Annotated in this window: 28 protein-coding genes; 4 read left to right on the top strand and 24 right to left on the bottom strand. The window is 72.2% G+C overall.

Annotated features, from left to right (window positions below; translation table 11 throughout):
• Positions 1–17: 17 nt before the first annotated feature.
• The 5 genes from MUE36_05600 to MUE36_05620 are packed head-to-tail and all read right to left on the bottom strand — an operon-like array spanning position 18 to position 4857.
• Positions 18–629 (bottom strand): hypothetical protein, encoded by a 612-nt coding sequence (locus tag MUE36_05600; GenBank protein ID MCU0310397.1) that lies wholly within the window; start codon positions 627–629, stop codon positions 18–20.
• Entirely contained in the window at positions 626–3304 is a 2679-nt protein-coding gene (locus MUE36_05605; GenBank protein MCU0310398.1) for a DEAD/DEAH box helicase, read from the bottom strand. Before MUE36_05605 ends, MUE36_05600 begins: the two co-directional genes overlap by 4 nt.
• Positions 3301–4080, bottom strand: a complete 780-nt coding sequence (gene tatC / locus MUE36_05610) for a twin-arginine translocase subunit TatC (GenBank protein ID MCU0310399.1) — start codon at positions 4078–4080, stop codon at positions 3301–3303. Before tatC ends, MUE36_05605 begins: the two co-directional genes overlap by 4 nt.
• A 15-nt stretch (positions 4081–4095) precedes the next feature.
• Entirely contained in the window at positions 4096–4449 is a 354-nt protein-coding gene (tatB, locus tag MUE36_05615; protein ID MCU0310400.1) for a Sec-independent protein translocase protein TatB, read from the bottom strand.
• Between the two features lie 60 nt (positions 4450–4509).
• Entirely contained in the window at positions 4510–4857 is a 348-nt protein-coding gene (locus tag MUE36_05620; protein ID MCU0310401.1) for a hypothetical protein, read from the bottom strand.
• Between the two features lie 129 nt (positions 4858–4986).
• On the opposite strand from MUE36_05620, the gene MUE36_05625 reads away from it, so the two are divergent.
• Positions 4987–5700 carry a glycerophosphodiester phosphodiesterase gene (locus MUE36_05625; GenBank protein MCU0310402.1) on the top strand — a complete coding sequence of 238 codons (714 nt, stop codon included), beginning with the start codon at positions 4987–4989 and terminating at the stop codon, positions 5698–5700.
• A gap of 28 nt (positions 5701–5728) precedes the next feature.
• Here MUE36_05625 and lepB read toward each other — a convergent pair whose 3' ends face one another.
• The 9 genes from lepB to arc form a co-directional block, all read right to left on the bottom strand.
• On the bottom strand, positions 5729–6361 hold the full coding sequence (gene lepB / locus MUE36_05630) for a signal peptidase I (protein ID MCU0310403.1): 633 nt from the start codon (positions 6359–6361) through the stop codon (positions 5729–5731).
• A 47-nt stretch (positions 6362–6408) separates the two neighbouring features.
• Positions 6409–7362 (bottom strand): WYL domain-containing protein, encoded by a 954-nt coding sequence (locus MUE36_05635; protein ID MCU0310404.1) that lies wholly within the window; start codon positions 7360–7362, stop codon positions 6409–6411.
• Entirely contained in the window at positions 7359–8336 is a 978-nt protein-coding gene (locus tag MUE36_05640; GenBank protein ID MCU0310405.1) for a WYL domain-containing protein, read from the bottom strand. Before MUE36_05640 ends, MUE36_05635 begins: the two co-directional genes overlap by 4 nt.
• A gap of 9 nt (positions 8337–8345) precedes the next feature.
• On the bottom strand, positions 8346–9704 hold the full coding sequence (gene pafA, locus MUE36_05645) for a Pup--protein ligase (GenBank protein ID MCU0310406.1): 1359 nt from the start codon (positions 9702–9704) through the stop codon (positions 8346–8348).
• 53 nt (positions 9705–9757) lie between these two features.
• Positions 9758–10486, bottom strand: coding sequence for a proteasome subunit alpha (prcA, locus tag MUE36_05650; protein MCU0310407.1), 729 nt, complete (start codon positions 10484–10486; stop codon positions 9758–9760).
• Positions 10483–11325: a proteasome subunit beta gene (gene prcB, locus MUE36_05655; GenBank protein MCU0310408.1), complete on the bottom strand. Its 843-nt coding sequence runs from the start codon at positions 11323–11325 to the stop codon at positions 10483–10485. The genes prcA and prcB overlap by 4 nt, the downstream gene beginning before the upstream one ends.
• Before the next feature lie 99 nt (positions 11326–11424).
• Positions 11425–11619 (bottom strand): ubiquitin-like protein Pup, encoded by a 195-nt coding sequence (locus tag MUE36_05660; protein MCU0310409.1) that lies wholly within the window; start codon positions 11617–11619, stop codon positions 11425–11427.
• Between the two features lie 44 nt (positions 11620–11663).
• Positions 11664–13175: a proteasome accessory factor PafA2 gene (locus MUE36_05665; GenBank protein ID MCU0310410.1), complete on the bottom strand. Its 1512-nt coding sequence runs from the start codon at positions 13173–13175 to the stop codon at positions 11664–11666.
• A 7-nt stretch (positions 13176–13182) separates the two neighbouring features.
• A complete protein-coding gene (gene arc, locus MUE36_05670; protein ID MCU0310411.1) occupies positions 13183–14940 on the bottom strand; it encodes a proteasome ATPase in 1758 nt (585 codons plus the stop codon).
• A gap of 305 nt (positions 14941–15245) precedes the next feature.
• Between arc and MUE36_05675 the strand changes: the two genes are divergently transcribed.
• A complete protein-coding gene (locus MUE36_05675; protein MCU0310412.1) occupies positions 15246–15482 on the top strand; it encodes a ferredoxin in 237 nt (78 codons plus the stop codon).
• A 76-nt stretch (positions 15483–15558) separates the two neighbouring features.
• Here MUE36_05675 and MUE36_05680 read toward each other — a convergent pair whose 3' ends face one another.
• From MUE36_05680 to MUE36_05725, 10 genes are all read right to left on the bottom strand, one after another.
• Positions 15559–16731 (bottom strand): MarP family serine protease, encoded by a 1173-nt coding sequence (locus tag MUE36_05680; protein ID MCU0310413.1) that lies wholly within the window; start codon positions 16729–16731, stop codon positions 15559–15561.
• A 25-nt stretch (positions 16732–16756) separates the two neighbouring features.
• Complete coding sequence (locus MUE36_05685; GenBank protein MCU0310414.1) at positions 16757–17530, bottom strand: tRNA (adenine-N1)-methyltransferase; 774 nt, start codon at positions 17528–17530, stop codon at positions 16757–16759.
• On the bottom strand, positions 17527–18501 hold the full coding sequence (locus tag MUE36_05690; GenBank protein MCU0310415.1) for an adenine nucleotide alpha hydrolase family protein: 975 nt from the start codon (positions 18499–18501) through the stop codon (positions 17527–17529). The genes MUE36_05685 and MUE36_05690 overlap by 4 nt, the downstream gene beginning before the upstream one ends.
• Positions 18498–18698 (bottom strand): MoaD/ThiS family protein, encoded by a 201-nt coding sequence (locus tag MUE36_05695; protein MCU0310416.1) that lies wholly within the window; start codon positions 18696–18698, stop codon positions 18498–18500. The genes MUE36_05690 and MUE36_05695 overlap by 4 nt, the downstream gene beginning before the upstream one ends.
• 75 nt (positions 18699–18773) lie before the next feature.
• On the bottom strand, positions 18774–19037 hold the full coding sequence (locus tag MUE36_05700; GenBank protein ID MCU0310417.1) for a hypothetical protein: 264 nt from the start codon (positions 19035–19037) through the stop codon (positions 18774–18776).
• Positions 19037–19249, bottom strand: a complete 213-nt coding sequence (locus tag MUE36_05705; protein ID MCU0310418.1) for a hypothetical protein — start codon at positions 19247–19249, stop codon at positions 19037–19039. The genes MUE36_05700 and MUE36_05705 overlap by 1 nt, the downstream gene beginning before the upstream one ends.
• On the bottom strand, positions 19246–19581 hold the full coding sequence (locus MUE36_05710) for a phage holin family protein (GenBank protein ID MCU0310419.1): 336 nt from the start codon (positions 19579–19581) through the stop codon (positions 19246–19248). The genes MUE36_05705 and MUE36_05710 overlap by 4 nt, the downstream gene beginning before the upstream one ends.
• Positions 19582–19672: 91 nt before the next feature.
• Positions 19673–20332, bottom strand: coding sequence for an LON peptidase substrate-binding domain-containing protein (locus tag MUE36_05715; protein MCU0310420.1), 660 nt, complete (start codon positions 20330–20332; stop codon positions 19673–19675).
• 58 nt (positions 20333–20390) lie between these two features.
• Positions 20391–21830: a D-alanyl-D-alanine carboxypeptidase gene (locus MUE36_05720; GenBank protein ID MCU0310421.1), complete on the bottom strand. Its 1440-nt coding sequence runs from the start codon at positions 21828–21830 to the stop codon at positions 20391–20393.
• Between the two features lie 61 nt (positions 21831–21891).
• The gene (locus MUE36_05725; protein MCU0310422.1) at positions 21892–22503 is read right to left on the bottom strand and encodes a TetR/AcrR family transcriptional regulator; all 612 of its coding nucleotides are present in this window, start codon (positions 22501–22503) and stop codon (positions 21892–21894) included.
• Between the two features lie 116 nt (positions 22504–22619).
• Between MUE36_05725 and MUE36_05730 the strand changes: the two genes are divergently transcribed.
• A complete protein-coding gene (locus MUE36_05730) occupies positions 22620–23009 on the top strand; it encodes a hypothetical protein (protein MCU0310423.1) in 390 nt (129 codons plus the stop codon).
• Between the two features lie 8 nt (positions 23010–23017).
• Positions 23018–24154, top strand: coding sequence for an FIST C-terminal domain-containing protein (locus MUE36_05735; GenBank protein MCU0310424.1), 1137 nt, complete (start codon positions 23018–23020; stop codon positions 24152–24154).
• The last annotated feature ends 31 nt before the right edge of the window (positions 24155–24185 follow it).

Genomic DNA, 24185 nt, shown 5'->3' on the forward strand with positions numbered 1-24185 from the left:
GTGACCGGAGCGGGACGTCAGACGACGACGGTCAGAGCGTCGGGCTCGACCCGCACGTCGACGTGGTGGGCCCGCCCGACCAGGACCCCGTCGAGGCGGATGTCGAGCGCGGGCGAGAAGTCGAGGGACAGCGCCGCCGTGCGGGCGGTGCGCAGCCCGGGGTGGGGCAGGTGGCTGCCCGTCCGGGCCCGGCGCCGCGCCGTCCAGCGGTCGGTGGCCGAGAGCCGGCCATCGGTCACGTCGACCAGGCCGTCGTCGGGGTGCGACCGCGGCCCGAGGTCCCACTCCCCCAGCCACTGCGCGTTCATCACCACGACCGCTCGCCCGCGCCACCAGCGCCGGCGGGCCACGAGATGGGCGACCACGACGTCGGGCCGCCCGTCGACCTCGACGTGGACGAGATCGACCGGGAAGGTCATGGCCGCCTCGGAACGCAGGCGACCCAGGTCCCCCAGGCCTCCCAGCGTCCGGCACAGGTCGCCCCCCAGCAACCCCAGTGGCGGCACGGTGCGGCCCTCCCCGTGCGCGGCACGCACCACGGCCCTCGCCTCGGCGTCGCTGCGGACGACCACACCGTCGTCGGGCAGGGCCCCGTGGTGCCCCCACGGCTCCCCCTTGCGGATGGTCACCGGGGTCCGGCCTCGTCCACGCCGCCGGCGCCGCGGTCGGGAGCCCCGGCGGTCTCGTCGTCCCCCACTCCCGCGGAGGCGTCGGGATCGGAACCGGAGGCGATCGCCGAGGAGGCCGCCACCACCCCGCGGTGGACGGCGTTCGTCGCCGCCCGCGCCGACGCCACGAGGTCAGGATCGGCCGATGCGTCGGCGAGCTGGCGCAGGAGGTCGAGCAGCTGACGGGTGGTCCTCACGAAGTCCCCGCCGGGCAGGTCCTCGCCGAGGAGGTGGTCGAGCTCGTCGCCGGCCGCCCACCCGTGAGCCAGGCCGCTGAACCCCCAGTCCGGGACGCGGGTCTCGGGGAGCCCGAGGGAGCGCTCGTCCGAGGCGACGGCGGCGGCGAGCTCGGCGAGACGGCGGGCGGCGTCCGAGGCGGCCGCCGAGGGGAACCACGGCTCGAGGTCGGGCCCGGAGTTGCGGGGCTCGTAGACGAAGCCGGACACGACACCGGCCAGGGCCGCCGGCTCGAGCCCGGCGAGAAGGCCTTCGCCCAGTGCCTCGGCGATCAACAGATCGGACTCGTGGTAGATCCGGACCAGCTGCTCGCCCCGCTCGGTCAACGCCCACCCGTCGAGGTGGCCCCACGCCTCGAGCATCTGCAGCACCCGGTCGAAGACGGCGGCCAGTGACTGCGTGCGCTGCCCTACCTCCCGTTCGAGCTGGCCGAGCTCCCGGTCGAGGCGCCGGAGGCGGGCCGAGGCGCGGAGATGGGCGTCACGGTCCGGGCAGCCCGCGACCGGGTGGTCGTCGGCCTCGTCGGACCTGCGTCCGTCGGCGGCCGGCGCGCCCCGCTCGGAGGCACCGAGCGCGGCGAGGGCGTCCGCCACCTGGCGCTGGTAGGCGGGCTTCGACGGCGTGAACGGTTCCGGGAGCGTGAGGCGGCCCACCACGGTGGGGGTCTCGGCGAGGTCGTCGGCCCCGATGCGCAGCAGCCGACGCGCTGCGGTGAGGGCCTTGACCCGCACGGTGCCCGCGCGGCGCTGCGCGACGGAGAGGACGACCATCGGTGTCGGGTGGAGGTCGACGAGGACGACGTCACCGGGGCGGAGCCCGGCCAGGCCGTCCTCGATCGATCCGGTCCGCCGGCCGGGGCGACCGGAAGTGCGGGCCGCCAGCCGGGCCTCGTACTCGGCCACGTCGCCGAGGCTGCACGTCGCCGCGTCCACCAGTTCGGCGCGGCCCTCCCGGCGTCGGCGGAGCCGGTGCTCGAGGCGCACCACGTCGCGGTCGGTCTGGTACTGGGCGAAGCTGAGCCCCAGGAGCCGGTGGGCCTCCTCGGCGGAGTAGCGGCGCACCAGGTTGGCGGCCATGTTGTAGGTCGGCCGGAACGAGCTGGTGAGCCGGAAGCTGCGACTCGACGCCAGCGCCGCCACCTCGTCGAAGCCGACGAAGGGCGACCACAGCACCAGGGCGTGGCCGTTGGGGTCGATGCCCCGCCGACCCGCCCGCCCGGTGAGCTGCGTGTACTGCCCGGGCGTCAGTGACTCGTGGCGCTCTCCGGTGAACTTGGTGAGCTTCTCGATCACCACCGAGCGCGCCGGCATGTTGATGCCGAGGGCGAGCGTCTCGGTGGCGAACACGACCTTCACGAGTCCCTCGACGAAGCACGCCTCGACGGCCTCCTTGAAGGGCGGGACCATCCCGGCGTGGTGGGCGGCGATGCCCGCCTCCAGGGCGGCGAGCCACCGGTCGTAGCCGAGAGCGGCGAGGTCGCCGTCCGACAGGCGGTCCACGTGGTGCTCGACGATCCGTCGGATCCGCTCCCGCTCGTCGGGGTCGGTGAGGCGCATCCCGGCGTTCGTGCACGACGTGACGGCGTCGTCGCAGGCGGCCCTGCTGAAGATGAAGTAGATGGCGGGGAGCATGTCCCGGTCGGCGAGCAGGTCGACGACATCCACCCGTCGGGGGGTGGCGAAGCGCCGCCGGGGCCGATCCCCGCCGCGTCGTCGCCATCCGTCGGTCGGTTCGCCGTCGTAGCGGGTGCCGTCGGGGTTGGCCCGGCCGCCCACGAGTGTCGGCAGCATCACCAGCCCGTCGCCGTGGCGATCGTCCACCAGGTACCAGTTGTCGAGGGTGACCGGGCGGGTCTCCTCCACGACGACGGCGGTGGGCCCTCGGACCGTCTCGATCCACCCGGCCACCTCGTCGGCGTTGGAGACGGTGGCCGACAGGCACACCAGCCGCACGGCAGGGGGGAGGTGGACGATGACCTCCTCCCACACCGGGCCCCGGTAGGCGTCCTGCAGGTAGTGCACCTCGTCGAGCACCACCCACCGCAGGCCGTCGAGCGCCCGCGACCGGCTGTAGATCATGTTGCGCAGCACCTCGGTGGTCATCACCACGATCGGTGCGTCACCGTTCACCGACGTGTCGCCGGTGAGGAGACCGACCTCGGCGTCGCCGTGGCGTTCGACGAGGTCGTGGTACTTCTGGTTCGAGAGGGCCTTGATGGGGGTGGTGTAGAAGGCCCGTCCCCCGCCGGCGCGGGCCACCCCGATGGCGTGCTCGGCCACCACCGTCTTGCCGGCGCCGGTCGGGGCGCTCACCAGGACCGACCGGCCGGCGTCGATCGCCTCGACGGCCTCGACCTGGAAGCGGTCGAGGCGGAAGCCCCGTTCGGGCGGGGCCGTCACGGGGTGGCGGCGGCCCGCTTCGCCTTGCGCCGCCGCAGCTTGAGGGCGAGGGCACCGATCCCGATGCTGATGAAGTAGAGGAAGAACATCGGCACGGCCAGGGCCAGCATCGAGATCGGATCGCCGCTCGGGGTGATGACCGCCGCGGCGAGCACGATGATCACCGTCGCCATCCGCCACCAGCCGAGGAGCTGGCGGGGGGTCAGGACGTTGATGAGCTGCAGGGCGACCAGGACGACGGGGAACTCGAAGCCGACGCCGAACGCGACCATCATCCACACGATCAGCATGAGGTAGCTGTCCGGTGTGTAGAACGGCTCGATGTCCTGGCCGCCGATCTCGATGAGGAAGTTCAGCGCCGGGTTGAGCGTGTAGTAGGCGATCGTGGCGCCGGCCAGGAAGAGCACGAGCGCGCTGACGGTGAACGGGATGGCGTACTTCTTCTCGTGCGGGTAGAGCCCGGGTGTGATGAACCGCCAGAGCTGCCAGAGGATGACCGGCATGGCGAAGACGATCCCCAGGTACCCCGCGACACGGAGCCGTGTGGCGAAGGGCTGCAGCGGGCTGGTGGCCACGAGGGTGCCGTCGGGCACCAGTTCGAGGAAGGGCTGGAGCAGGAAGTCGAGCACGTACGGGAACAGCACCCAGCCGACGATCGCCCCGGCGACCACGGCCACGATCACCTTGATCAGCCGGGAGCGCAGCTCGGCGATGTGCTCCCAGATCGTCATGTGGCCGCCGCCGCTGCGCGGCTCGGCCTCGGGGACGGCGCTCACGGGCGGCTCCCCGGCTCAGGCGGCACTGGTGTCGCCGTGCCCGGCCTCGTCACGTCGGCCGTCGTCGGTCCCGGTCGCCTCGACGCCGTGCGCCTCGCTCGGGGCGGCGGGGGGTGGGGCCGTCGGCTCGGGGAGGTCGGGCGGTGGGCCGATGAGCTGCGGGCCGGGCTCGGCCCGGCGGACGGCGTCGTCGGTCCCCTTCAGGTCCATGGCGGTGCGGACCTCCTCCTGGAAACCGGAGGTCATGCGCCGGACCTCGCCCATCATGCGTCCGACCTTCTTGGCCGCGTCGGGGAGGCGGTCGGGGCCGAGAAACACGAGCGCCAGGAGGAGAACGACCAGGAGCTCTCCTCCGCCGACGTTGAACACCCCGAAATCCTAGCGTGAGGGGCTCGCGGGACCGCTTCGTGCGGCGGTCCCCGCCACCGGTCAGCCCCGGTCGTGCGGGGGTGACTCGGCGGCCTCGAACGCCGCCCAGACCTGGGCGTCGTCGCTGAGCAGCTCCGAGAAGCCGGCGACCTCCCGGCTGCTGATCGGCCCGACGGCGTCGGCGGGGCCCGCGGACACCTCGGGCACGGACAGCTCGTAGGCCACCCCCGAGGCGAGCAGCAGGTCGATGGTGCGGGGCTCGGCGGGCTTCACGACGAGGTCGACGCAGCCCGGGCAGGTGAACGAGTAGGTGCCCCGGTGGTCGATGGCGTTGACCCAGACGGACACGTCCGCCGTGGTCAGCTCCACATCGCCGCAGGTCGGGCACGTCGCTCGGATGGTCGCCATGGTCCGGGTAGCTCCTCAGGCCTTCGGTCACTGCTGCTCCCCATCATTCTCGGCCCCTCCGCCGCCGGTCTTGAGACATCCCGACACCGCGAAATGGCCTGCGGGAAGCGAGCCGGGCAAGCTCTGGCGATGCCCCGCCAGCGATCGGTCCTCGTGCCGCCGATCGGCTTCGCGCACCGGGGGGCCAGCGCCCACGCCCCGGAGAACACGATCGACGCGTTCCTCCTGGCCACACGCCTGGGAGCGACCGGTCTCGAGAGCGATGTCTGGCTGACCGCCGACGGTCAGGCGGTGCTCGACCACGACGGCGTGATCGGGGGGCGGTTGCGCAGGCGACCCATCGGGACGGCACGCCGCGACGAGCTCCCGCCCCACATCCCGACCCTCGCCGACCTGTACGAGGCGTGCGGCCCCGACCTCGAGCTCTCCCTCGACGTCAAGGACGAGCGGGCGGCCGCGGAGATCGTGGCCTGCGCCCGCGACGTGGGTGCCGAGGCCCGGCTGTGGCTGTGCCACCCGGATCGGGAGCTGGTGGCGTCGTGGCGCGAGCTGTCCCCCTCGGTGCGCCTCGTGCACTCCACACGGGCGTCGCGCCTCGAGGGGGGCCCGGAGCGCCATCTGGCCCGACTCTCGGCGACGGGGGTCGACGCCCTCAACCTGCACCACTCCGACTGGTCGGCGGGACTGGTGGCGATGGTCCACCGCTTCGAGCTCCTCGCCCTCGGCTGGGACGTGCAGTTCGACCGCACCATCGACAACCTGCTCGACACCGGGATCGACGGGGTCTTCAGCGACCACGTCGACCGGATGATGGCCCGCATCGACCGCCGCCACCCGACCTGACGCGCCCCGGTCGCGAGGACCGCTCGGGTCAGAGCAGCGAGAGCCGGTTGAGCGGCCAGACGAGCACGAAGGCCCGCCCGACGATGGAGGACTCCTCGATCGGTCCGAAGAAGCGGCTGTCCTTCGAGTCGGTCCGGTTGTCGCCCATCACCCAGACCCGGTCCTCGGGGACGGTGCAGGGCTCGGCACGAGAGCACTTCAGCGGGGCGGTGGCCGTGGTGGTCACCGTGCCGGCGGGGAGGTAGGACTCGTCGAGGGGCTGGCCGTCGACGAACACCGTGTCGTTCTCGATGACGATCGACTCGCCGGGGAGGCCCACGACCCGCTTGATGAGGTCGGGGATGTTGCTCGCCGACTCCGAGGGAGGCCGTTCGAACACGACGATGTCGCCGCGGGAGACGTCGCCGACGCGGTAGGCGAGCTTGTTCACCATGACCCGGTCCCCCACCTCGAGGGTCGGCGCCATCGACAGCGACGGGATGAAGAACGCCTGGAGGACGAAGGCCTTGATGAGCAGGGCCAGGGCGACGGCCCCGGCCACCACCACGATCCACTCGACGATGTTCGCCCCGACGGGCCCCAGGTAGCGGGCGAGGCCGCGGGGCCGGGGCTCGTCGCCCTCGGGGGCGGCGGCGTCGGGAGCGGGGGCGGGGATGGTCACGACGAGAGCGACGCAGGGGCGGGCGACGGGAGCACGAGTGGTCGATGCTACCCGTCGTAGCGCTGGAGGATCCGGCGGGCGGCGTCGCGGCGCACCCCGACGAGGGTGTCCGGGGCGTCCACCACCGTGGCGGCCGGACCGAGGCGCAGGAGCAGCCGTTCCAGCCAGGGGCGTGCCGTGACGGCCAGGGTGACCCGGATCGCGCCGCCGTCCAGTTCCTCCAGCTCCTCCACCGGGTACTGCTCGGCGACCCACCGCGCCTCGGCGGCGAGGTCGAGGCGCACGCGGGGATCGTCGGCTGCAGGCGTGAAGATCGAGCGCCCGACCGGTTCGTCGGGCGGCTCGAAGTGCTCTTCGAGCACCTCGAGGTCGGCGACGCGGTCGAGGCGGAAGACCCGCACGTCGCCGGTGGAGTGGCACCAGGCCTCGAGGTACCAGGCCCCTTGCTCGGCGTGGAGCCGCCATGGGTCGATCCGCCGGTGGGTGAGCTCGTCGCGCCCGTAGCTGTAGTAGTCGAGGGCGACGCGCCGGCGATCGGCCACCGCCCCCTGGATGACGGGCACGAGGGCGCCGGCGGCCTGACCGAGCTCGACGTCGACGGCCCGATCGGTGCCCACCGTCGCCGACAGCTTGCGCAGGCCCCTCACCAAGGGTCCGTCCACGTCGTCGCCCTCGAGGTTCGCCAGCGACCGCCCGGCCACGAGCAACGCCAGGGTCTCCTCGGCGGTGAGGCGTAGCGGCCGGGTGAAGAAGTCGGGCAGCCGGATCTGCACACGGTCCTCCTCGATCAGCACGTCGATGAGGGCGTCCGGGGTGTACGGGTGGAGACCGACCATGAAGGCCGTGTCGAGGCTCTCGAGGAGCTGGGCGCGGTCGAGGTCGAAGCGAGCGCAGATCTCGTCGATCGTGGCCCCGTCGGGCTGCGCCGCCACCCACGGGACGATGGCCAGCATGCGCCGCAACCGCTCGGTGGCGGTCAGCCGGGGCGTCTTCGCGCTCACTCGGCCGCCGCCAGCGCCGACACCCACGCGACGAGGTCCTCCCGCAGCTCCGGGGGGCCGACGAGCTCGGCCTTGTCGAGGAAGCTCACGACGAACCCCCGGAAGGCCGGCCACGACGTGACCGGCACGGTGAAGGTGGCCGAACCGTCGGGGTGGTCGACGGTCTCCACCTCGCCGAGCTGCAGGCGGGCGAGGTGCACCTGGTCCGCGTCGACGAGCAGCTCGGCCATCACCGGCTCCCCCTCGTCGAACTGCCAGGGCCGGCCGAAGCCGGGTCCGGGCACGAACGGCCGCTCGAAGTCCGCCGGCTCACCGAGCTCCACCTCGGTCGTCAGGCGGTCGAGGCGGAAGTTGCGCTCCTCGCCGCGGTCGTGGTCGTGCCCGGTGAGGTACCACCGCCCCCGCTGGTTGTCGAGGCGCCAGGGATCGACGGTGCGGCGCTGCTCGCCCCGGCCGGCGTCGTAGCCGAACGAGACGGTGCGGCGTTCCATCACCGCGGTGAAGAGGGGCACGAGCGCCGGATCGAGCGGGACCGAGGCGAGGGTCGTGGTGGCGGGACCCGCCGGGCCCACCGCGGCGGCGGCGTCGGGGTGGACCACGCCCCCGAGCTTCCAGAGCGCCTCCGTGCCGTCCGGGGCGTCGGGGCCGTCGCCGAGGCGCACCGCCCGCAGCGCCAGGTTCAACGCCGCGAGCTCGTCGGGTTCGAGGCCGGGATCCGGGAGCTCGTAGGCCCCCCGGTCGATGCGGTAGCCGTCCTCGGGCGGGTAGGTGTCGCCGAGGGGCTCCATGGAGATGGGGACGCCCAGCTCGCGCAGCTCGGCCTTGTCCCGCTCGAACGCCTTGCGGAACGCCACCTTGTCCGCGGGGTAGCCCGCCACCCGGACGGCGATCTGTGCCGCGGTGAGCGGCCGTTCGGCGCTCAACAGCGCCGCCGCCAGGTTCATCATCCGCTCGAGCTTGTCGCTGGTGGCCATCGAACGTCGTCAGAGCGAGGCGATGAGCTTCTCGACGCGCTCGTCGTGGCTCTTGAACGGGTCCTTGCACAGCACGGTGCGCTGCGCCTGGTCGTTCAGCTTCAGGTGGACCCAGTCGACCGTGTAGTCGCGCTTGCGCTCCTTGGCGGTGCGGATGAACTCGCCGCGCAGGCGGGCGCGGGTGGTCTGCGGCGGCGTCTCCACGGCCACGTCGATCTCCTCGTCGGTGCACACCCGCTCGACCAGACCCCGGTTCTGCAGCTTGTAGAACAGGCCGCGATCGCGGCTGATGTCGTGGTACTGCAGGTCGAGGAGCGCCACCCGGGGGTGGTTGAGGGGCAGGTCGTGCTTGGCCCGGTAGGCCTCGACCAGCTTGTACTTGATGACCCAGTCGGACTCGCGGTCGAGGCCGAGGGGGTCCTTCTCGATCTGGGTGAGCGCCTGCTCCCACATGCCGAGGGCCCGGGTCTCGAGCGGGGAGAGGTCGCGACGCTCCGAGTACTTGAGGGCCCGCTCGAGGTACTCGGACTGGATCTCGAGGGCGCTCGCCTCCCGACCGTTGGCGAGGCGGACCTTGCGGGTGCAGGTGATGTCGTTGCTGATCTCGCGGATGGCCCGGATCGGGTTCTCGAGGGTCATGTCGCGCAGCACCACGTTGGGCTCCTCGAGCATCCGCAACAGGATGCTCGTGGCGCCGACCTTCAAGAAGGTGGCGTGCTCGCTCATGTTCGAGTCACCGACGATCACGTGGAGGCGGCGGTAGCGCTCGGCGTCGGCATGGGGCTCGTCGCGGGTGTTGATGATCGGCCGGCTGCGGGTGGTGGCCGAGGAGACGCCCTCCCAGATGTGCTCGGCGCGCTGGGAGATGCAGAACGTGGCCCCCCGGGCGGTCTGGAGGACCTTGCCCGCGCCCGCGTAGATCTGTCGGGACACCAGGAACGGGATGAGGACGTCGGCGTAGTGGGTGAAGTCGTCACGCCGGCTCGTCAGGTAGTTCTCGTGGCACCCGTAGGAGTTGCCGGCCGAGTCGGTGTTGTTCTTGAAGAGGTAGATGACGCCCTTGATCCCCTCCTCGGCGAGGCGCTGCTCGGCGCTGGTGAGGAGCTGCTCGAGGATGCGCTCACCGGCCTTGTCGTGCACCACCAGGTCGTGCACGGAGTCGCACTCCGGGGTGGCGTACTCGGGGTGGGAGCCCACGTCGAGGTAGAGGCGGGCGCCGTTGCCGAGGAAGACGTTCGAGCTGCGACCCCACGACACGACGCGACGGAAGAGGTAGCGGGCCACCTCGTCGGGGCTCAGGCGGCGCTGCCCCCGGAGCGTGCACGTGACGCCGTACTCGTTCTCGAGTCCGAAGATCCGCCGCTCCATGACGGCACGCTATCGCCGGGCTCCTCGGGCCCGGCGCCAGGGCGCTGTGCCGGTCAGTCGGCGTCGGCGGGCTCGTCGTCGGCCGGCTCGTCGTCGACGGGACCGGACCCCAGGAGACCGGCGAGCTCGTCGCCCTCGAGGCGGCGGAAGGCCCGTCGGCGGTCGGTGCGCTCGAGCACGGCCGCCTCCAGCTCGGCGGGGTCGAGGACGCGGTCGGGCCCGGCGAGGGCAGCCACCGCGATGCGCAGCGCCGTGCCGAGGTCGGCGCCCGCGGTCCAGGTCTCGGCGAGGCGGGCGGCGATGGCCTCGGCCTCGCCCCCGAGGACGGTGAACTGCGATTCGTCCATCACGGTGCCGTCGTAGAGGATGTGGAAGAGCTGGTCCAGCCCGGGGGTGGCCCCCACCTCGGCGACGAGGATCTCCACCTCCATCGGCTTCATCTCGTGGGTGAAGACCTGACCGAGGATCGATGCGTAGTTGTTGGCCAGGCTGCGGGCGTCCACGTCCTCCCGGCTGTAGGAGTACCCCTTGAGGTCGGCGGCGCGGACGCCGGCGATGCGGAGCTGGTCGAACTCGTTGTACTTGCCGACCCCGGCGAAGGCGATGCGGTCGTAGATCTCGCTGACCTTGCGCAGCGTGGACGACGGGTTCTCGGCGGCGACCACGATGCCGTCGTCGGACACCACCGCCACCAGCGACCGACCACGGGCGATGCCCTTGCGGGCGTAGTCGGCACGGTCCTTCATCACCTGCTCGGGGGCGACGTAGAACGGCATGCTCATCGCTGCACCCCCGGGGTGTCGGTCGCGGTCTCGGGGAGCCGACCGGGTATGGCGGGCTCCCGGGCCGCCAGCACCTCGATCAGCTCGCCGAAGCGGTCGGCGATCTCGGGCTCGGGCACCTTCTCGAACCCCGACGCGGTGATCGTGGCGACGCTCGGGTAGATGCCGCGGACGAGGTCGGGCCCGCCGGTTGCGGAATCGTCGTCCGCGGCCTGGAACAGCGCCGTCACCGCCAGGTCGAGCGCCTGGCCCCGGTCGAGGCCCTCGCGGAACCCGATCTTCACGACCGTCCCGGCGTGCAGGCTCCCTGAGCCCGTGGCGGCGAAGTTCGACTCCTCGTAACGCCCGCCGGTGACGTCGTACTGGAAGAGCCGCCCCATCCCCCGACGCACGTCGTAGCCGGCGAAGAGCGGCACGACCGCCAGGCCCTGCATCGCCGCACCGAGGTTGCCCCGCACCATCTGGCCGAGCTGGTTGGCCTTGCCCTCGAGGCTGAGAGCGCTGCCCTCGACCTTCTCGTAGTGCTCGAGCTGGAGCTGGAAGAGCTTCACCATCTCCATCGCCGGTCCGGCGGCACCGGCGATCGCCACCCCGCTGTGGCGGTCGGCGGGGAAGACCTTCTCGATGGCCCGGTGCGAGATCAGGTTGCCGGAGGTGGCCCGGCGGTCACCGGCCATGACCACCCCGTCGCTGAAGCGGATGGCGACCACCGTGGTGGCGTGGGTCACGGCGTGACGCGAGGCGACGTCGACGGCCGGCGGTTCCGGCGTCAACCCGGCACGACGCAGCAGCGCCCCGAAGTCCGGACCCGGGTCGTCGGAGGGGGGGAAGAGGGACATGCTCACGGGGCGGACGATACCCCTGGGCCGGCTCGACCCGGTCCGGTCGCGTCGGGCGCGGGGCGCGCCACGGCGGACGGCGCCCGAGTGCCCATCGGCCTACTGGCCGCCCTTCTGGACGAAGTTGCGGACGAAGTCCTCGGCGTTGGTCTCGAGGACCTCGTCGATCTCGTCGAGGAGGTCGTCCAGCTCCGCCTTGAGCTGGTCGCCCTTCTCGGAGCCGACCGGGACCTCGTCGACCTCGTCGTCGGAGCGCTCGGTGCTCGGCTTGCGGATCTGCTCACGCTCGGCCATGGACCTGTGGTTCCTCCACTGCTCGTCGGGCACTGCTCGTCGGGTCAGGAGCCCAGCCGCTCGAGGAGCTCGGCGGACGTCTCGCTCTCCTGGATCAACCTACCCACGTGGGCCTCGGTTCCGCGGGAGGGTTCCATCATCGGGACACGGCGCAGGGGCTCGATGCCGGTGTCGAAGACCAGCGAGTCCCAGTTGGCGGCGACGATGTCGTCCGGGAACTTCTGGAGGCACCGCCCGCGGAAGTACGCCCGTGTGTCGTCGGGCGGGGTCGACATGGCCCGTTCCACCTCGTCATCGGCCGTGAGGCGCTCGAGCCCGACCCGCGACGCCAAGGACCGGGACGGGCGCAGGTCGTGGTACTGGAGGTCGAGCGCAGCCAGGCGGGCGTCGCCCCACGCCAGGTCGTGACGTTGCCGGTAGCCGTCGATCAGCCGGTACTTGGCAACCCAGTCGAGCTGGTCGGCGAGCGCCATCGGATCACGCTCCAGGCCGGTCAGCACCGCCTCCCAGCGGCGCAGGACCTCGGTCCCCACGGCCTCCCCGACCGGCTCGAGCCCGACCTCGTCGGCGTACTTGCGGGCCCGGGTGAGCAGCTCCCACTGGACGTCGAGGGCGGTCACGGTGGACCCGTCGGCCAGCGCCAGCGGCGCCCGTAGCGACAGGTCGTAGCTGACGGCACGCAGCGTGGGGACGGGTGCGGCGAAGGCGAACTGCCGCGGCAGGAAGTCGTCCTCGATCATGGCGAGCACCAGCGCGGTGGTCCCCACCTTCAGGAAGGTCGCCACCTCCGAGAGGTTGGCGTCGCCGATGATCACGTGCAGCCGGCGGTACTTGGTGGCGTCGGCGTGGGGCTCGTCGCGGGTGTTGATGATCGGGCGCTTCAGGGTGGTCTCCAGGCCGACCTCCTCCTCGAAGAAGTCGGCGCGTTGGCTGACCTGGAAGGGCACCTCCTCGGGAGCGACGTCGGCCTCGCACCCCACCTTCCCGGCCCCGGTGAAGATCTGACGGGTGATGAAGTGCGGGGTGGCGTGGGCGACGATGCGACCGAACGGCACGTCCCGGTCCATCAGGTAGTTCTCGTGGCAGCCGTAGGAGTTGCCCTTGCCGTCGGAGTTGTTCTTGTAGATCACGATCTCCTGGCCCGCCGGCAGCACCCGGTTGGCGGCCTCCATCGAGACCTGCAGGATCCTCTCGGCGGCCCGGTCGAACACCACGACCGAGCGGGCGTCGGCGCACTCGGGTGTGGAGCACTCCGGGTGGGCGTGGTCCACGTAGTAGCGGGCGCCGTTGGTCAGGACGGCGTTCACCAGATGGGTCTCGACCTCGGGGGCCGCGGCCCCGAGCGGGGACCACCCGCGCGCGTCGGTGCCGGGCTGTTCGTCCTCGAAGTCCCACCCCACCTTCGGCGCGGCTCCGGGACGACCGGCGGCGGCAGCGGTCTCCTGGAGGTAGGCGGTGATGAGCACCGAGGAGGCGGCGATGGGGTTCGGGTCCTCCACACCGCGCAGGACGATGCCGTACTCCGTTTCGATGCCGCAGATCTTGGCGATGGCCACGGTCGCCTCAGAGGTACTGGCCGGTGGCGATCCGCTCGATGCTCCGACCTCCGCGGGGGTCGGCGTCGGGCTGCTTGACGAGGGTGCGGATGTAGACGATCCGCTCCCCCTTCTTGCCCGAGATCTTCGCCCAGTCGTCGGGGTTCGTGGTGTTCGGGAGGTCCTCGTGCTCCTTGTACTCCTGGTGGATCGACTCGATCACGTCGTCGACCCGGATCCCGCGGGAGCCCTCGGCCAGGAATCGCTTGATGGCGAGCTTCTTGGCCCTCCGGACGATGTTCTCGATCATGGCTCCGGACGAGAAGTCCTTGAAGTACATGATCTCCTTGTCACCGTTCTGGTAGGTGACCTCCAGGAACTGGTTGGCCTCGTCCTCGCGGTACATCTCGACCACCGTCGTCTCGATCATCGCCCTGACGGCCTTCTCGGGGTCGCCGCCGCCGAGGCTCTCCACCTCGAGGGCGTCGAGGGGGAGATCGCTGGTCAGGTACCGGGCGAAGATCTGCGCCGCGGCCGTCTCGTCGGGTCGTTCGATCTTGATCTTCACGTCGAGGCGACCCGGTCGCAGGATGGCCGGGTCGATCAGGTCCTCACGGTTGGACGCCCCGATCACGATCACGTTCTTGAGCGTCTCGACGCCGTCGATCTCGGCGAGGAGCTGCGGGACGATCGTCGACTCCATGTCGGAGCTGATGCCGGTCCCCCGGGTGCGGAAGAGCGAGTCCATCTCGTCGAAGAAGACGATGACCGGCCAGCCCTCCTCGCTCTTCTCGCGCGCCCGCTCGAACACCAGGCGGATCTGGCGCTCGGTCTCGCCGACGTACTTGTTGAGCAGCTCCGGCCCCTTGATGTTGAGGAAGTAGCTCCTCGCGTCCTGGGTGCCGGCGAGCTCGGCCACCTTCTTGGCGAGGGAGTTGGCGACCGCCTTGGCGATGAGGGTCTTGCCGCAGCCCGGGGGGCCGTAGAGCAGGATGCCCTTCGGGGCGGGGAGCTTGTGCTCGGCGAAGAGGTCCTGGTGCAGGAAGGGGAGCTCGACGGCATCCATGATCTGGTCGATCTGGCCGTCGAGACCGCCGACGTCGGCGTAGGAGACGTCGGGCACCTCCTCGAGGACGAGCTCCTCGACCTCGGGGCGGGGCAGCTTCTCCAGGAGGAGCGCGGCCCGCGGATCGAGCAGCACCGAGTCGCCGGCCCGCAGCTTGACGTCGGCCAGGTCGGCGGAGAGCTCGACGACCTGCTCCTCGTCGGCACGGCCGAGGATCATCGCCCGTCGACCGTCGGCGAGGAGCTCCTTGAAGGTGACGACCTCCCCCGTGCGCTCCGGGGCCCGGGCGAGCACCACGTTCAGCGACTCGTTCAGCACGACCTCCGCGCCGCGGGCGAGCTCGTCGGCGTCGAGCACGGGGTGCAGCGCCACCCGCATCTTGCGGCCCCCCGAGAACACGTCGATCGTGCCGTCGTCGTTGCGGCCGAGGAAGGTGCCGTAGGCCGACGGCGGCTGCGTGAGCTTCTCGACCTCCTCGCGGAGGGCCGCGATGTGCTCGCGGGCCTCTCGAAGGGTGTAGGTGAGCTTCTCGTTCTGGCTCACCGCCTGGGACAGCTGGCCCTTGGTCTCGAGGAGGCGCTCCTCCAGCGTGCGGACCCGCTTGGGGGCGTCCTGGAGGCGGCGACGCAGCGACACCACCTCCTCCTCCAGCGCGGCGATCTGGTCGTGCACATCGGCCAGCTCGCGTGCGGCGCGGGTGTCGTCGTCAGGTGCGGGCACGGCCCACCTCCTCGGGTACGGCGTCGAGAAGCGACCCTATCCCGCGCCCTCGGCGGATCGGCGGAGCGGGGACGAAGGTTCACATGGCGGTGACATGGCCTGGCCGCGGGTCTCCTGCGGGCGATTCGTGGCCCTCCCGCGGGCGGGCGATGGGGTGGTCCGACGACCGGCGGGGCTCCCCCGTTCGGGAGTTTCTCCCGAATGTGCCGGGGAAACCCGGGGCGGGTGCGCTATGGTGGCGCCCAGGCGCCGGATCGACCACGATCAGCTCCCGTCCCACTCCCCGCACGAAGAGGTAACGGCGAATGAAGGTCTGGATCGACCAGGATCTCTGCACCGGAGACGGTCTCTGCGAAGAGATCGCCCCTGACGTGTTCACCCTGCTCGACGACGGGTTGGCCTACGTCCGCGAGGGCGACAAGGTCTTCTCCGACCCGGGTGGGGCCGCCGGCCTCGCCAACATCCCCGAGGGCCAGCTCGACGCCGTCATCGAATCCGCCGAGGAGTGCCCCGGCGAGTGCATCTTCATCGAGGTCGAGTGACCCACGGGGCCCCGGCCCCCGGGTCCCGACACCGTCACCCGTGAACGGGGGAGCCACCGGCTCCCCCGTTGCGCGTTCAGCCCAGGCACGCCCCGGCCGACACCTCGGTCCCGGCCGCCGCCGCCTCGAGCACCGCCGCCAGCTCCGTGGTGGCCAGCGCGTAGGCGACCTCCGACCGGTCGCGGGCGATCGCGAAGGCGACCCCCACCACCCGACCGCCCGGGTCGACCAGCGCCGACCCCGAGTCACCCGGTCGCAGCGCGGCCGCCAGCTCGAGCACGTCGCGCCGGGTGGTGACGTCGTCGTAGATGTCACGCCCGGTGGCCTGCAACGGGCGGGCGACCTCGAAGGGGGCGATCCGCAACGGCTCGCCCCCCGGGTGGCCGAACACCCCGCCGATGGTGCCCGCCGGTGCCACCTCGTTCGTCACCGGGAGCGCCGGCCGGTCGAGGTCATCGACGTCGAGCACGGCGAGATCGCGGTCGGGATCGAAGGCGACCAGCGTGGCGTCGAGGCGTCGCCCGTCGTCGCGGACGACCTCGGTCTCGGTCTCCCCGGCGACCACGTGGGCGTTCGTCACCACCCGACCCGGCGCGACCACCCAGCCGCTGCCGTCCTGGATCCGGTCACAGGCCGTCCCCTCGACCTTCACCACCGAACGCGCCACCTCGTCGCTCGTCGCCGCGGAGAGGCCCGATCCGGGCGGGGGCGGACCGAGATCGGGTGTGGCCCGCAGGGCGTCGAAGACGTCCGGGAACGGATCGTCGCCGACGAGGTCCCGCAGCGCCTCCATCGCATCGGGGGCCGGCGGGAGGTGCTCGTCGATCGTCCGGGCGGCCAGGGACGTGGTGACGGGGCGTGCGATCCACGTCGGGCCGACGGCCAGCACCGGGAGGAGGAGCCAGACGACGGCCACCAACCCGGCGAGGCCGGCCAGGGCACCGAACCCCCCGTCGACCCGGCCGCCGACGCCGTCGGTGCGCCGGGGCCGGAGGCGACCGCCGATCAGGAAGCCGAGCGCCTGTCCGAGGGAGGCCCCGACGACCAGCAGGCACACGACCACCGCCAGCGTGACCGCCGGCCGCGTGCCCGCCATGCGGTCGAGGAGAGGAGGAGCCAACCGCACGGCGATGACCAGCCCGAGGCCGAGACCGATCCACGAGAGGACGCGGGTCACGAACCCGAGGCGGTAGCCACCGACGGCGGCCGCCACCGCCAGGACCACGAGGATGACGTCGAGCCAGCTCAACGCGGGCCCGGGGCGCGGTGGTGCCTCACACCTGGAGCAGCCGGGCGTGGGTCAGGAACCCGGTGTGGGCCACCATGCGATGGTCGGGCCGGACGGCCTGCCCCTCGACGTGCCAGGTGCGGTTGAGCACCTCGACGGTCTCGGCGAGGTCGAAGGCGCTGTGCTCCAGGGCGTCCCGGAGCTGCATCACCTGCACGATGCTCGGGGTGTACGCGAGGAGGATCCCTCCGGGGTGCAGCGCCTTCTCGGCGTGGGGCACCACCTGCCAGGGCTCCGGGAGGTCGAGCACGACCCGGTCGAGGTCCGTCTCGTCGATCCCCTCGTAGCAGTCGCGCAGCTCGACCCGGTAGCGGCTCATGGCCTCGTCGCCGAGGAATGACGAGACGTTCGCCCGGGCCCGTTCGGCGAAGTCCTCACGGAGCTCGTAGCCGACGATGTCGGCGCCGGCGCGCAGCATCGCCATCGACAACGCACCCGAGCCGAGCCCCGACTCGAGCACCCTGGCCCCCGGGAAGAGGTCGGCGAGCATCAGGATCGGCCCCAGGTCCTTGGGGTAGATCACCTGGGCGCCACGGGGCATCTTCAACACGAAGTCCGACAGGGTGGGTCGGATCGCGAGGTACGACTGCGTGCGGGTGGAGCGCACCGTGGTGCCCTCGGGCTGCCCGATCAGCGAGTCGTGGCCGACGATGCCGGCGTGGGAGTGGAACTCCCCGGCCGGCTTGAGCACGATCAGGTAGCGCCGCTTCTTCTGGTCGATCAACAGGACGCGGTCGCCGACCTCGAAGGGCCGGGTCACCGGTCGGACCCCGAGGGCGCCCGGCCGAGCCGGACGGGCACCGGCCTGCCGGGTGCCGCGTCGGGGAGGTGCCCACCGGCCTTCTCGACGAGACGGCAGAACGCGCAGGTCTCGGTCGTGGTGGGCGCCCCGCACGACATGCAGGCCGCCAGGTCGAGGCGATCCTCCTCGGCCTCGGGGACGAAGCGCTCGGAGGCCCGGGCCAGGAAGCCGAAGTAGAAGGCGTGCTTGGCACCGGGTGACGCCCGCTCGATGTCGTTCAGGGCCTCCTTGTACACGAGGTGACGGTTGCCGACCGACATCGGGCACTCGTCGACGAGGTAGTCGATGCCCCGCACGATGCAGTAGGCCGCCGACTCGCGCTCGGTGAGCCGGACCAGCGGCTTGACCTTCTTCGGGAACCCGTCTCGGGCGGGCAGCACGGGGTGCTGGCGACCGAGGTACTCGGTCTGCCAGTGCAACGTGTTGCCGAACAGCACCGCCGCCTCGTCGTCGAGGTTGTGGCCCGTCACCAGCACGTCGTAGCCCCCGTCGAGGGCGGCTGCGTCGAAGACGTGGCGTTTGGAGAGACCGCAGGCGGAGCACGGAGCACGCCGCGCCGCACGGGAGCCCTCGGGGATGTCGTAGCCGTAGGTGTCGCGGAGGTCGACCTCGATGAGGCGGAGCCCCCGCTCGCAGGCGAAGCGGCGAGCGTGCTCACCGGACACGTCGCTGTACTCGCCGATCCCGAGGCCCACGTAGAGGCCGTCCGCCGAGTGGCCGAGCTCGTGGAGGAGGTCCCACACGGCGAGGGAGTCCTTGCCACCGGAGACGGCGACCAGCACACGGTCGCCGGGCTCGATCATCCCGAACTCCTCGATGGCCTTGGTGACCTGGCGCCGACACTGCTCGAGGAAGTGCTCGGCGCAGAAGTTGGCGTTGTGCCGACGGATGTCGATGATCGCCGGTTCCCGGCAGGTCACGCACTTCACGCCTGGCCCCCCGAGATGACCGGCCGGATCTCGACGGAGGCATCGTCGGCCAGGGTGGCGTCGCCGGCCACCAGCTCACCGTCCATCACGACCAGCACCGACTCGCGGTTCAGATCGAAGCGGGCGAGGAGGTTGACGACGGTGATCGGGCCGTCGACGTCGACCTCTCGTCGGGGGTTGCGCAGCAGCACCTTCACCCCGACATGATCGCAGGCCGGGGGCGGTCCGTGGACTCGACCTCCGGGTGGAGGGTGCGCCGACGACCGGGGCGGTCAGCCGACCGACCGGTCGAGGCGCCGTTGCGCCTTCGCGGCGCGGCGCCGCTCCCGCCGGCCGGGAAGAGAGCCTCCGTGCTCGATCACGATGGTCTGACCCGGCTCGAGGACCTCGCGCACGACGACCTGGGGCGGCGGCTTCAACGCCCACTGCACGGCCCGGATGCCCCAGGCGATGCCCCCGATGACCAACCAGGGTCTGCTGTCGCCGAAGACCCCTCGCGAGAGCCCGATGCGGCGAGCGCTGTCGAGCACGCCCATCAGATCCGCCTGATCTCGACGACGGTGCGCCGCTTGCGACCACGGCGGCTGCCGAGGGCGAACGCGACCACGACGATGGTGACCGCGACGGCGGCGAGCGCGATCCCCACGTAGTCGCGGACGTCGTCCTCGATCGAGTCGACCTCGCTCTGGATGTCGCGGAACTTGGCCTCGATGTCGTCGCGGGTGATGGGGGTCGAGGTGGTGGTCACGGGGTCTCCCGGGGGGCGTTGTCGACGGGGGTGCCGAGGCCCCCCTTGGCGATCCGGGAGACGACGAGGGCGCCGACCGCCACGAGCCCGAGCAGCACGACGAGGTACGGGACGAAGGACCAGAAGCCGTCGAACACGTCGCCGGTCAACGTCTGCAGCGCCCGCAGCACCGAGAGGGACAGGAACAGCGTCCCGAGGCCGAAGAGCACCGCGGCGCCGATCCCGTAGCCGAGGAACCGACCCAGGTTGCGCAGCGGATCGACCGTCTCCTGCTTGGCGTAGGCGACGAGCAGGTCCTTCAGGTCCTGGACGGTCTCGGGCACCGGTGTCATGTGCGCAGCTCTCCGGTCGGTCGACGAGGCGAACCCGGCCACCCTACCCACCGGGCCCCCGTCGCTCGACGACGACGCAGCCCCGCCACGCTCAGCCGTCGCCGGCGCCGCCGTCCTCGGGGTCGAACGTCTCGGCGGACATGGCCAGACGACGGGCGAGGAACTCGGCCTCCTCGTCGAGCATCGCCGCCAACCTCGCCAGTCGGGAGTCGGGGCCCGGCTCCACGAGGAGGGCGTGCACGTCCACGGGGCCGAAGGGCGCGACCGCCGTGGCCTGGTAGCTGGCCAGGACCGGGTCGTCGGAGAGCTCGACGGTCGCCGGGGCAACCGGCTCGCCCAGCTCGGCGGCCGCGGCGAGCACCTGCCGCAGGCTCGCCGTCACGGCCGCCAACCGCTCCCCCACGTCCGCCTCGGCGGCCTCGTCCTCCCAGTCGACCACCTCGGCGCGCGGATAGGGGTCGTCGGGCAGCCAGTGCTCCACCCTGATCCGGCGCACGCCCACGCACCCGAGCCCCCAGCGTCCGTCGTCGAAGTGCACCGCCTCGAGGATGCGGGCCACCGTCCCGACGTCACGGCGCAGCTCGCCGCCGCCGACCTCGCTGCCCCGCTCGATCAACACCACGCCGAACTCGGCGTCACCGGCGAGGCAGTCGGTGACGAGGGCGCGGTACCGAGCCTCGAAGACGTGGAGCGGCAGCACCATGCCCGGGACGAGCACGGACCCGAGGGGGACCATCGGCAGCAACGCCATCGGGCCACCGTAGGTGCGGACCGCCGGGCCGACCGGGTCGGAGCGACCGGTCGTCGCCTCAGCGGGGCCCCAGGACGTCGAGCGGAGGGCCCTGCGGGTAGGTGACGAGCGCCTCGGCGAAGGCATCGGCGGCGGCGGTGCCCCGGGAGTCGGTGCCGTTGCCGATGCCCACGAAGCCGATCGTCGCCCCGGGGATGGTGTCGGCCCATCCGGCGAGAGCGTTGACGGAGTTCAGGGTGCCGGTCTTGGCGACCACCCGGCCGGTGGCCGACGAGCCGCCCATCCGCTTGCGCAGCGTGCCGGTCTCGCCGCCGACGGCCAGCCCTGCGGCGAGGTCCCCCGCGCGTCCGGCCCGCGCCAGGGCGTCGCGGATCATCGAGCACGTGACCCTGGTCTCGGGGTCGAGGCCCGAACCGTCGCGGAGGGCCGCCCCTTCGGCCACCAGCCCGAGCCGCCCCAGGATCTCGCCGACGGCGGCCAGCCCGGCAGCCGTGGTCCCCTGCCCGGACGTCGAGAGCCCGAGCTCCTTGACGAGCATCTCGGCGGTGTTGTTGTCGGAGGCGAGCACCATCTCCCCGACCATCTCGCGCATCGGCGCGCTGTCGAGGCCGGCGACCTCGGTCGCCCCGGCCGGTGCGCTGCCCGCCGACCCGCTGCCTCCCACGGCGATGCCCCGCGCCTCCATCAGGGTGACGAGGGTCTGGGCCGCCAGCGCAGGGGGATCACCGGCCCGTCGCGACGCGTTCGAGCGGTCGGGCGTCGACGTGTAGCCCGTGAAGCCGTCGTTGACCGCCAGGGCGCTGATCGGTCCGATCGACGGTTCGCTCTGGTAGCGGGTGGGCCAGGTGGCGACCCAGCGCTCGGCGTCGTAGCGGGAGTCGTCGCCGACGACGTCGCCGCGCACCTCGGTGACGCCCGCGGCGACGAGGGCGTCGACGAGAGCGTTGGCGTCGGTGTACGGCTGGTTCGGGTCGTCGAAGCTCTGCGCGTAGCCCGGGGTGGTGAGCAGCGGGTCACCGCCGCCGACGAGGTGGAGGTCGCCGTCGACGACGCCGTCCACCGGTGGTCCGGCGGCGACCATCGTGGTCCGCAGGCGGTGGTCGGGACCGAAGTGCTCGAGCAGGGCGGTGCCGGTGAGCAGCTTGGTGAGCGACGCCGGGGCCAGCGCCGTGTCGGGATTGACGGAGAGCACGGGCCGACCGGCGTCCTCGACCAGGAGGCACCAGGTGTCGGGGTTGCGGTCGATCGTGCCGCGCACCGCCGCAGCGAGGGCCGGGTCGGCGATGCTGCCCTGCAACAGCCCGGGGGCACGGCGGGCGGAGAGGACCGGGGTGACGGGGCCGCCCGGCGGCGCAGCCTCGGACGGAGGGTCCCCCTCGTCGCTCTGGGCCGCGACCGGGCGGTCGACGAGCACCAGGACGGGGCCCACGGCGAGCGCCAGGAGCAGCGCGAGGACGAGGGTGGTGACGAGACGGGAGCGGGGGGCGGACACCGGCACGTCGGACGAGGCTAGGGCGGGCGAGCCCTTCAACGGCGGCGCGGCCCCGCAGCGGCGGGGCTCAGATCTCCAGGGCGGCCCGGAAGAAGGAGCGCAGGTGCTCGAGGCGGGCCTCGAGCGCATCGGCGGCCAGCGGGTCACGGCCGAGGAGCCCCTCGATGAACGGCAGGTCGGAGAAGTAGCTGAGGAGCGCGCCGTAGCCGGTGAGCAGCAGCTGCTCGGCGTCGAACGGACGGAAGCGACCGGCGGCCATCTCGGTCTCGAAATAGGCCACCGCCTGCTCGAACAGGGGTCGCAACGAGACCCCGAGGTCGATCCCGTGACGGTTGGCGCCGTCGAGCGCCTCGCGACGCACGATGCGGACGAACTCGGCGTTCTCCATGAAGAACTGGAAGCCGGCGGTGAGCACCTCGTCGACCTTCGGCCATCCCTCGACCGGGCTGGCCGTCGCCGTCGACACGCGGACGAGCCACTCGCCGAGCGCCTTCTCGAAGACCTCCCGGTAGATGGCGTCCTTCGACGCGAAGTGGTGCAGGACGCTCGACCGGCGGATGCCGACCGCCTCGGCGATGTCGTTCAGCGACGTGCCGTCGTAGCCGGCGGTGGCGAAGCAGCGCTGCGCCTCCTCGAGGATGGCGTCGCGGGTGGAGAGGGTTCCCTCGCTGACGGCCATCCGGGCACACTACCGGTCCGTTCGGCGCCGACCCGGGGACGATCGCCGTGCCGGGCGCGGGGACGTCGCCCCCCGCCGACCGGGCGACCCCGCGCCGCGCCCCTAGTGTCGGCGTCATGAACATCCTCGCCGCCCTGTTCATCGAGGGCATCGACCTGCGCCAGGTCGCCGGGCCCTCGACCCGCATCGACCTCACCGGCGTCCAGTTCTCCGCCGCGGCGCCGTCGGCCGTGCCCGTCACCGTGGAGCCCCACCTCTGCGTGATCGTGCACAACCCCGAGGACGGAAAGCCGAGCGCCGCCCTCGAGGTCACGTACCGGCGCGACGGCGAACAGGTGGCCCGCAACGTGCAGCCGCTGCAGGTCGAGCCCGGGAAGTTCAACTACCGCCTGGTCCGTGCCGAGCTGGCCTTCGCCGACTACGGCACCGTCGAGGCCCACTGCCGGGTCGACCTCGGTCCCGTGACGGTCGTGCCGTACACGTTGCTGGCCCCCGTCCCCGACTGAGCGCCGACGTGCCCTACGCCGCGGCGCTCTCGGAGCACCCTCTGGCCACCCACGCCACCGGCGAGGTCGTGGGCGAGGTCCTCGACCGGCTCGGGGGGAGGCCACCCGATCTCGCGGTGCTGTTCGTGACCCGTCCGCACCTGGGTGCCCTCGAGGACATCGCCGCCGCCGTGCGTGCCACCCTGGCGCCCGACGTGCTCCTCGCCGCGACCGCCGTGTCCGTGCTCGCCGGACGGGAGGAGGCCGAGGACGTCGCCGCCGTGTCGCTGTGGGCGGGCCACACGGGACCGGTGACGCCCGTCGCCCTCGACGCGAGGGCCGTCGACGGAGAGGTGCGGATCGACGGGGTGGCGGACGACGAACTCGCCGCCGCCGGCACCCTGCTGCTCCTGGCCGATCCGGCGTCGTTCCCCGTCGACGTCCTCCTGTCGCGGTTGGCGACCGACCACCCGGGGCTGGACGTCGTCGGGGGCATGGCCTCGGCGGGGGCGGGCCCGGGGGGGAATCGCCTCGTCCTCGACGGCCGGATCCGGGACCGGGGAGCGGTCGGAGTGCTGCTCCCGGCCCACCGGCCGGTGCGGACCGTGGTCAGCCAGGGCTGCGCGCCGGTCGGCGACCCGTACACCGTCACGCGTGCCGAAGGGTCGATGATCCACGAGATCGCCGGTCGCCCGGCGCTCGAGCGCATCAGGGAGGTCATCGACGGCCTCGACGACGACCAGCGCAGGATGGCGTCCGCCGGACTCCACCTGGGTCGGGTGGTCGACGAGCACAAGGTCGACCTCGACCGGGGCGACTTCCTCGTCCGCAACGTGCTCGGGGCGGACCCCTCGACCGGCGCCGTGGCCGTCGGCGACGAGGTGGCGGCCGGCGACACCGTGCAGCTCCAGGTTCGCGACGCCGCGTCGGCCGACGTGGACCTGCGGGTCCTACTCGACCCGCACGAGGCCGCCGGGGCGCTCGTGTTCACCTGCAACGGTCGCGGCGAGCGGTTCTTCGGGCGGGCCCACCACGACGCCGAGGTGGTCTCGGAGGCCCTCGGGACGACGGCCGTGGCCGGGATGTTCTGCGCCGGCGAGATCGGCCCGGTCGGGGCGCGGAGCCACCTCCACGGGTTCACGGCCTGCATCGCCCTCTTCGACTGAGCTGACCCGGTCGAACCCCGGCGAACCCGCG

Source organism: Acidimicrobiales bacterium (assembly GCA_025455885.1).
Classification (GTDB): domain Bacteria; phylum Actinomycetota; class Acidimicrobiia; order Acidimicrobiales; family Acidimicrobilacustridaceae; genus Rhabdothermincola_A.

Coding starts and splice junctions, on each gene's coding strand:
- MUE36_05620 (MCU0310401.1), bottom strand. CDS start 4,857: ATGGCGACCATCCGAGCGACGTGCCCGACCTGCGGCGATGTGGAGCTG.
- MUE36_05625 (MCU0310402.1), top strand. CDS start 4,987: ATGCCCCGCCAGCGATCGGTCCTCGTGCCGCCGATCGGCTTCGCGCAC.
- MUE36_05640 (MCU0310405.1), bottom strand. CDS start 8,336: ATGGCCACCAGCGACAAGCTCGAGCGGATGATGAACCTGGCGGCGGCG.
- pafA (MCU0310406.1), bottom strand. CDS start 9,704: ATGGAGCGGCGGATCTTCGGACTCGAGAACGAGTACGGCGTCACGTGC.
- prcA (MCU0310407.1), bottom strand. CDS start 10,486: ATGAGCATGCCGTTCTACGTCGCCCCCGAGCAGGTGATGAAGGACCGT.
- prcB (MCU0310408.1), bottom strand. CDS start 11,325: ATGTCCCTCTTCCCCCCCTCCGACGACCCGGGTCCGGACTTCGGGGCG.
- MUE36_05660 (MCU0310409.1), bottom strand. CDS start 11,619: ATGGCCGAGCGTGAGCAGATCCGCAAGCCGAGCACCGAGCGCTCCGAC.
- MUE36_05675 (MCU0310412.1), top strand. CDS start 15,246: ATGAAGGTCTGGATCGACCAGGATCTCTGCACCGGAGACGGTCTCTGC.
- MUE36_05700 (MCU0310417.1), bottom strand. CDS start 19,037: ATGGGCGTGCTCGACAGCGCTCGCCGCATCGGGCTCTCGCGAGGGGTC.
- MUE36_05710 (MCU0310419.1), bottom strand. CDS start 19,581: ATGACACCGGTGCCCGAGACCGTCCAGGACCTGAAGGACCTGCTCGTC.
- MUE36_05715 (MCU0310420.1), bottom strand. CDS start 20,332: ATGGCGTTGCTGCCGATGGTCCCCCTCGGGTCCGTGCTCGTCCCGGGC.
- MUE36_05725 (MCU0310422.1), bottom strand. CDS start 22,503: ATGGCCGTCAGCGAGGGAACCCTCTCCACCCGCGACGCCATCCTCGAG.
- MUE36_05730 (MCU0310423.1), top strand. CDS start 22,620: ATGAACATCCTCGCCGCCCTGTTCATCGAGGGCATCGACCTGCGCCAG.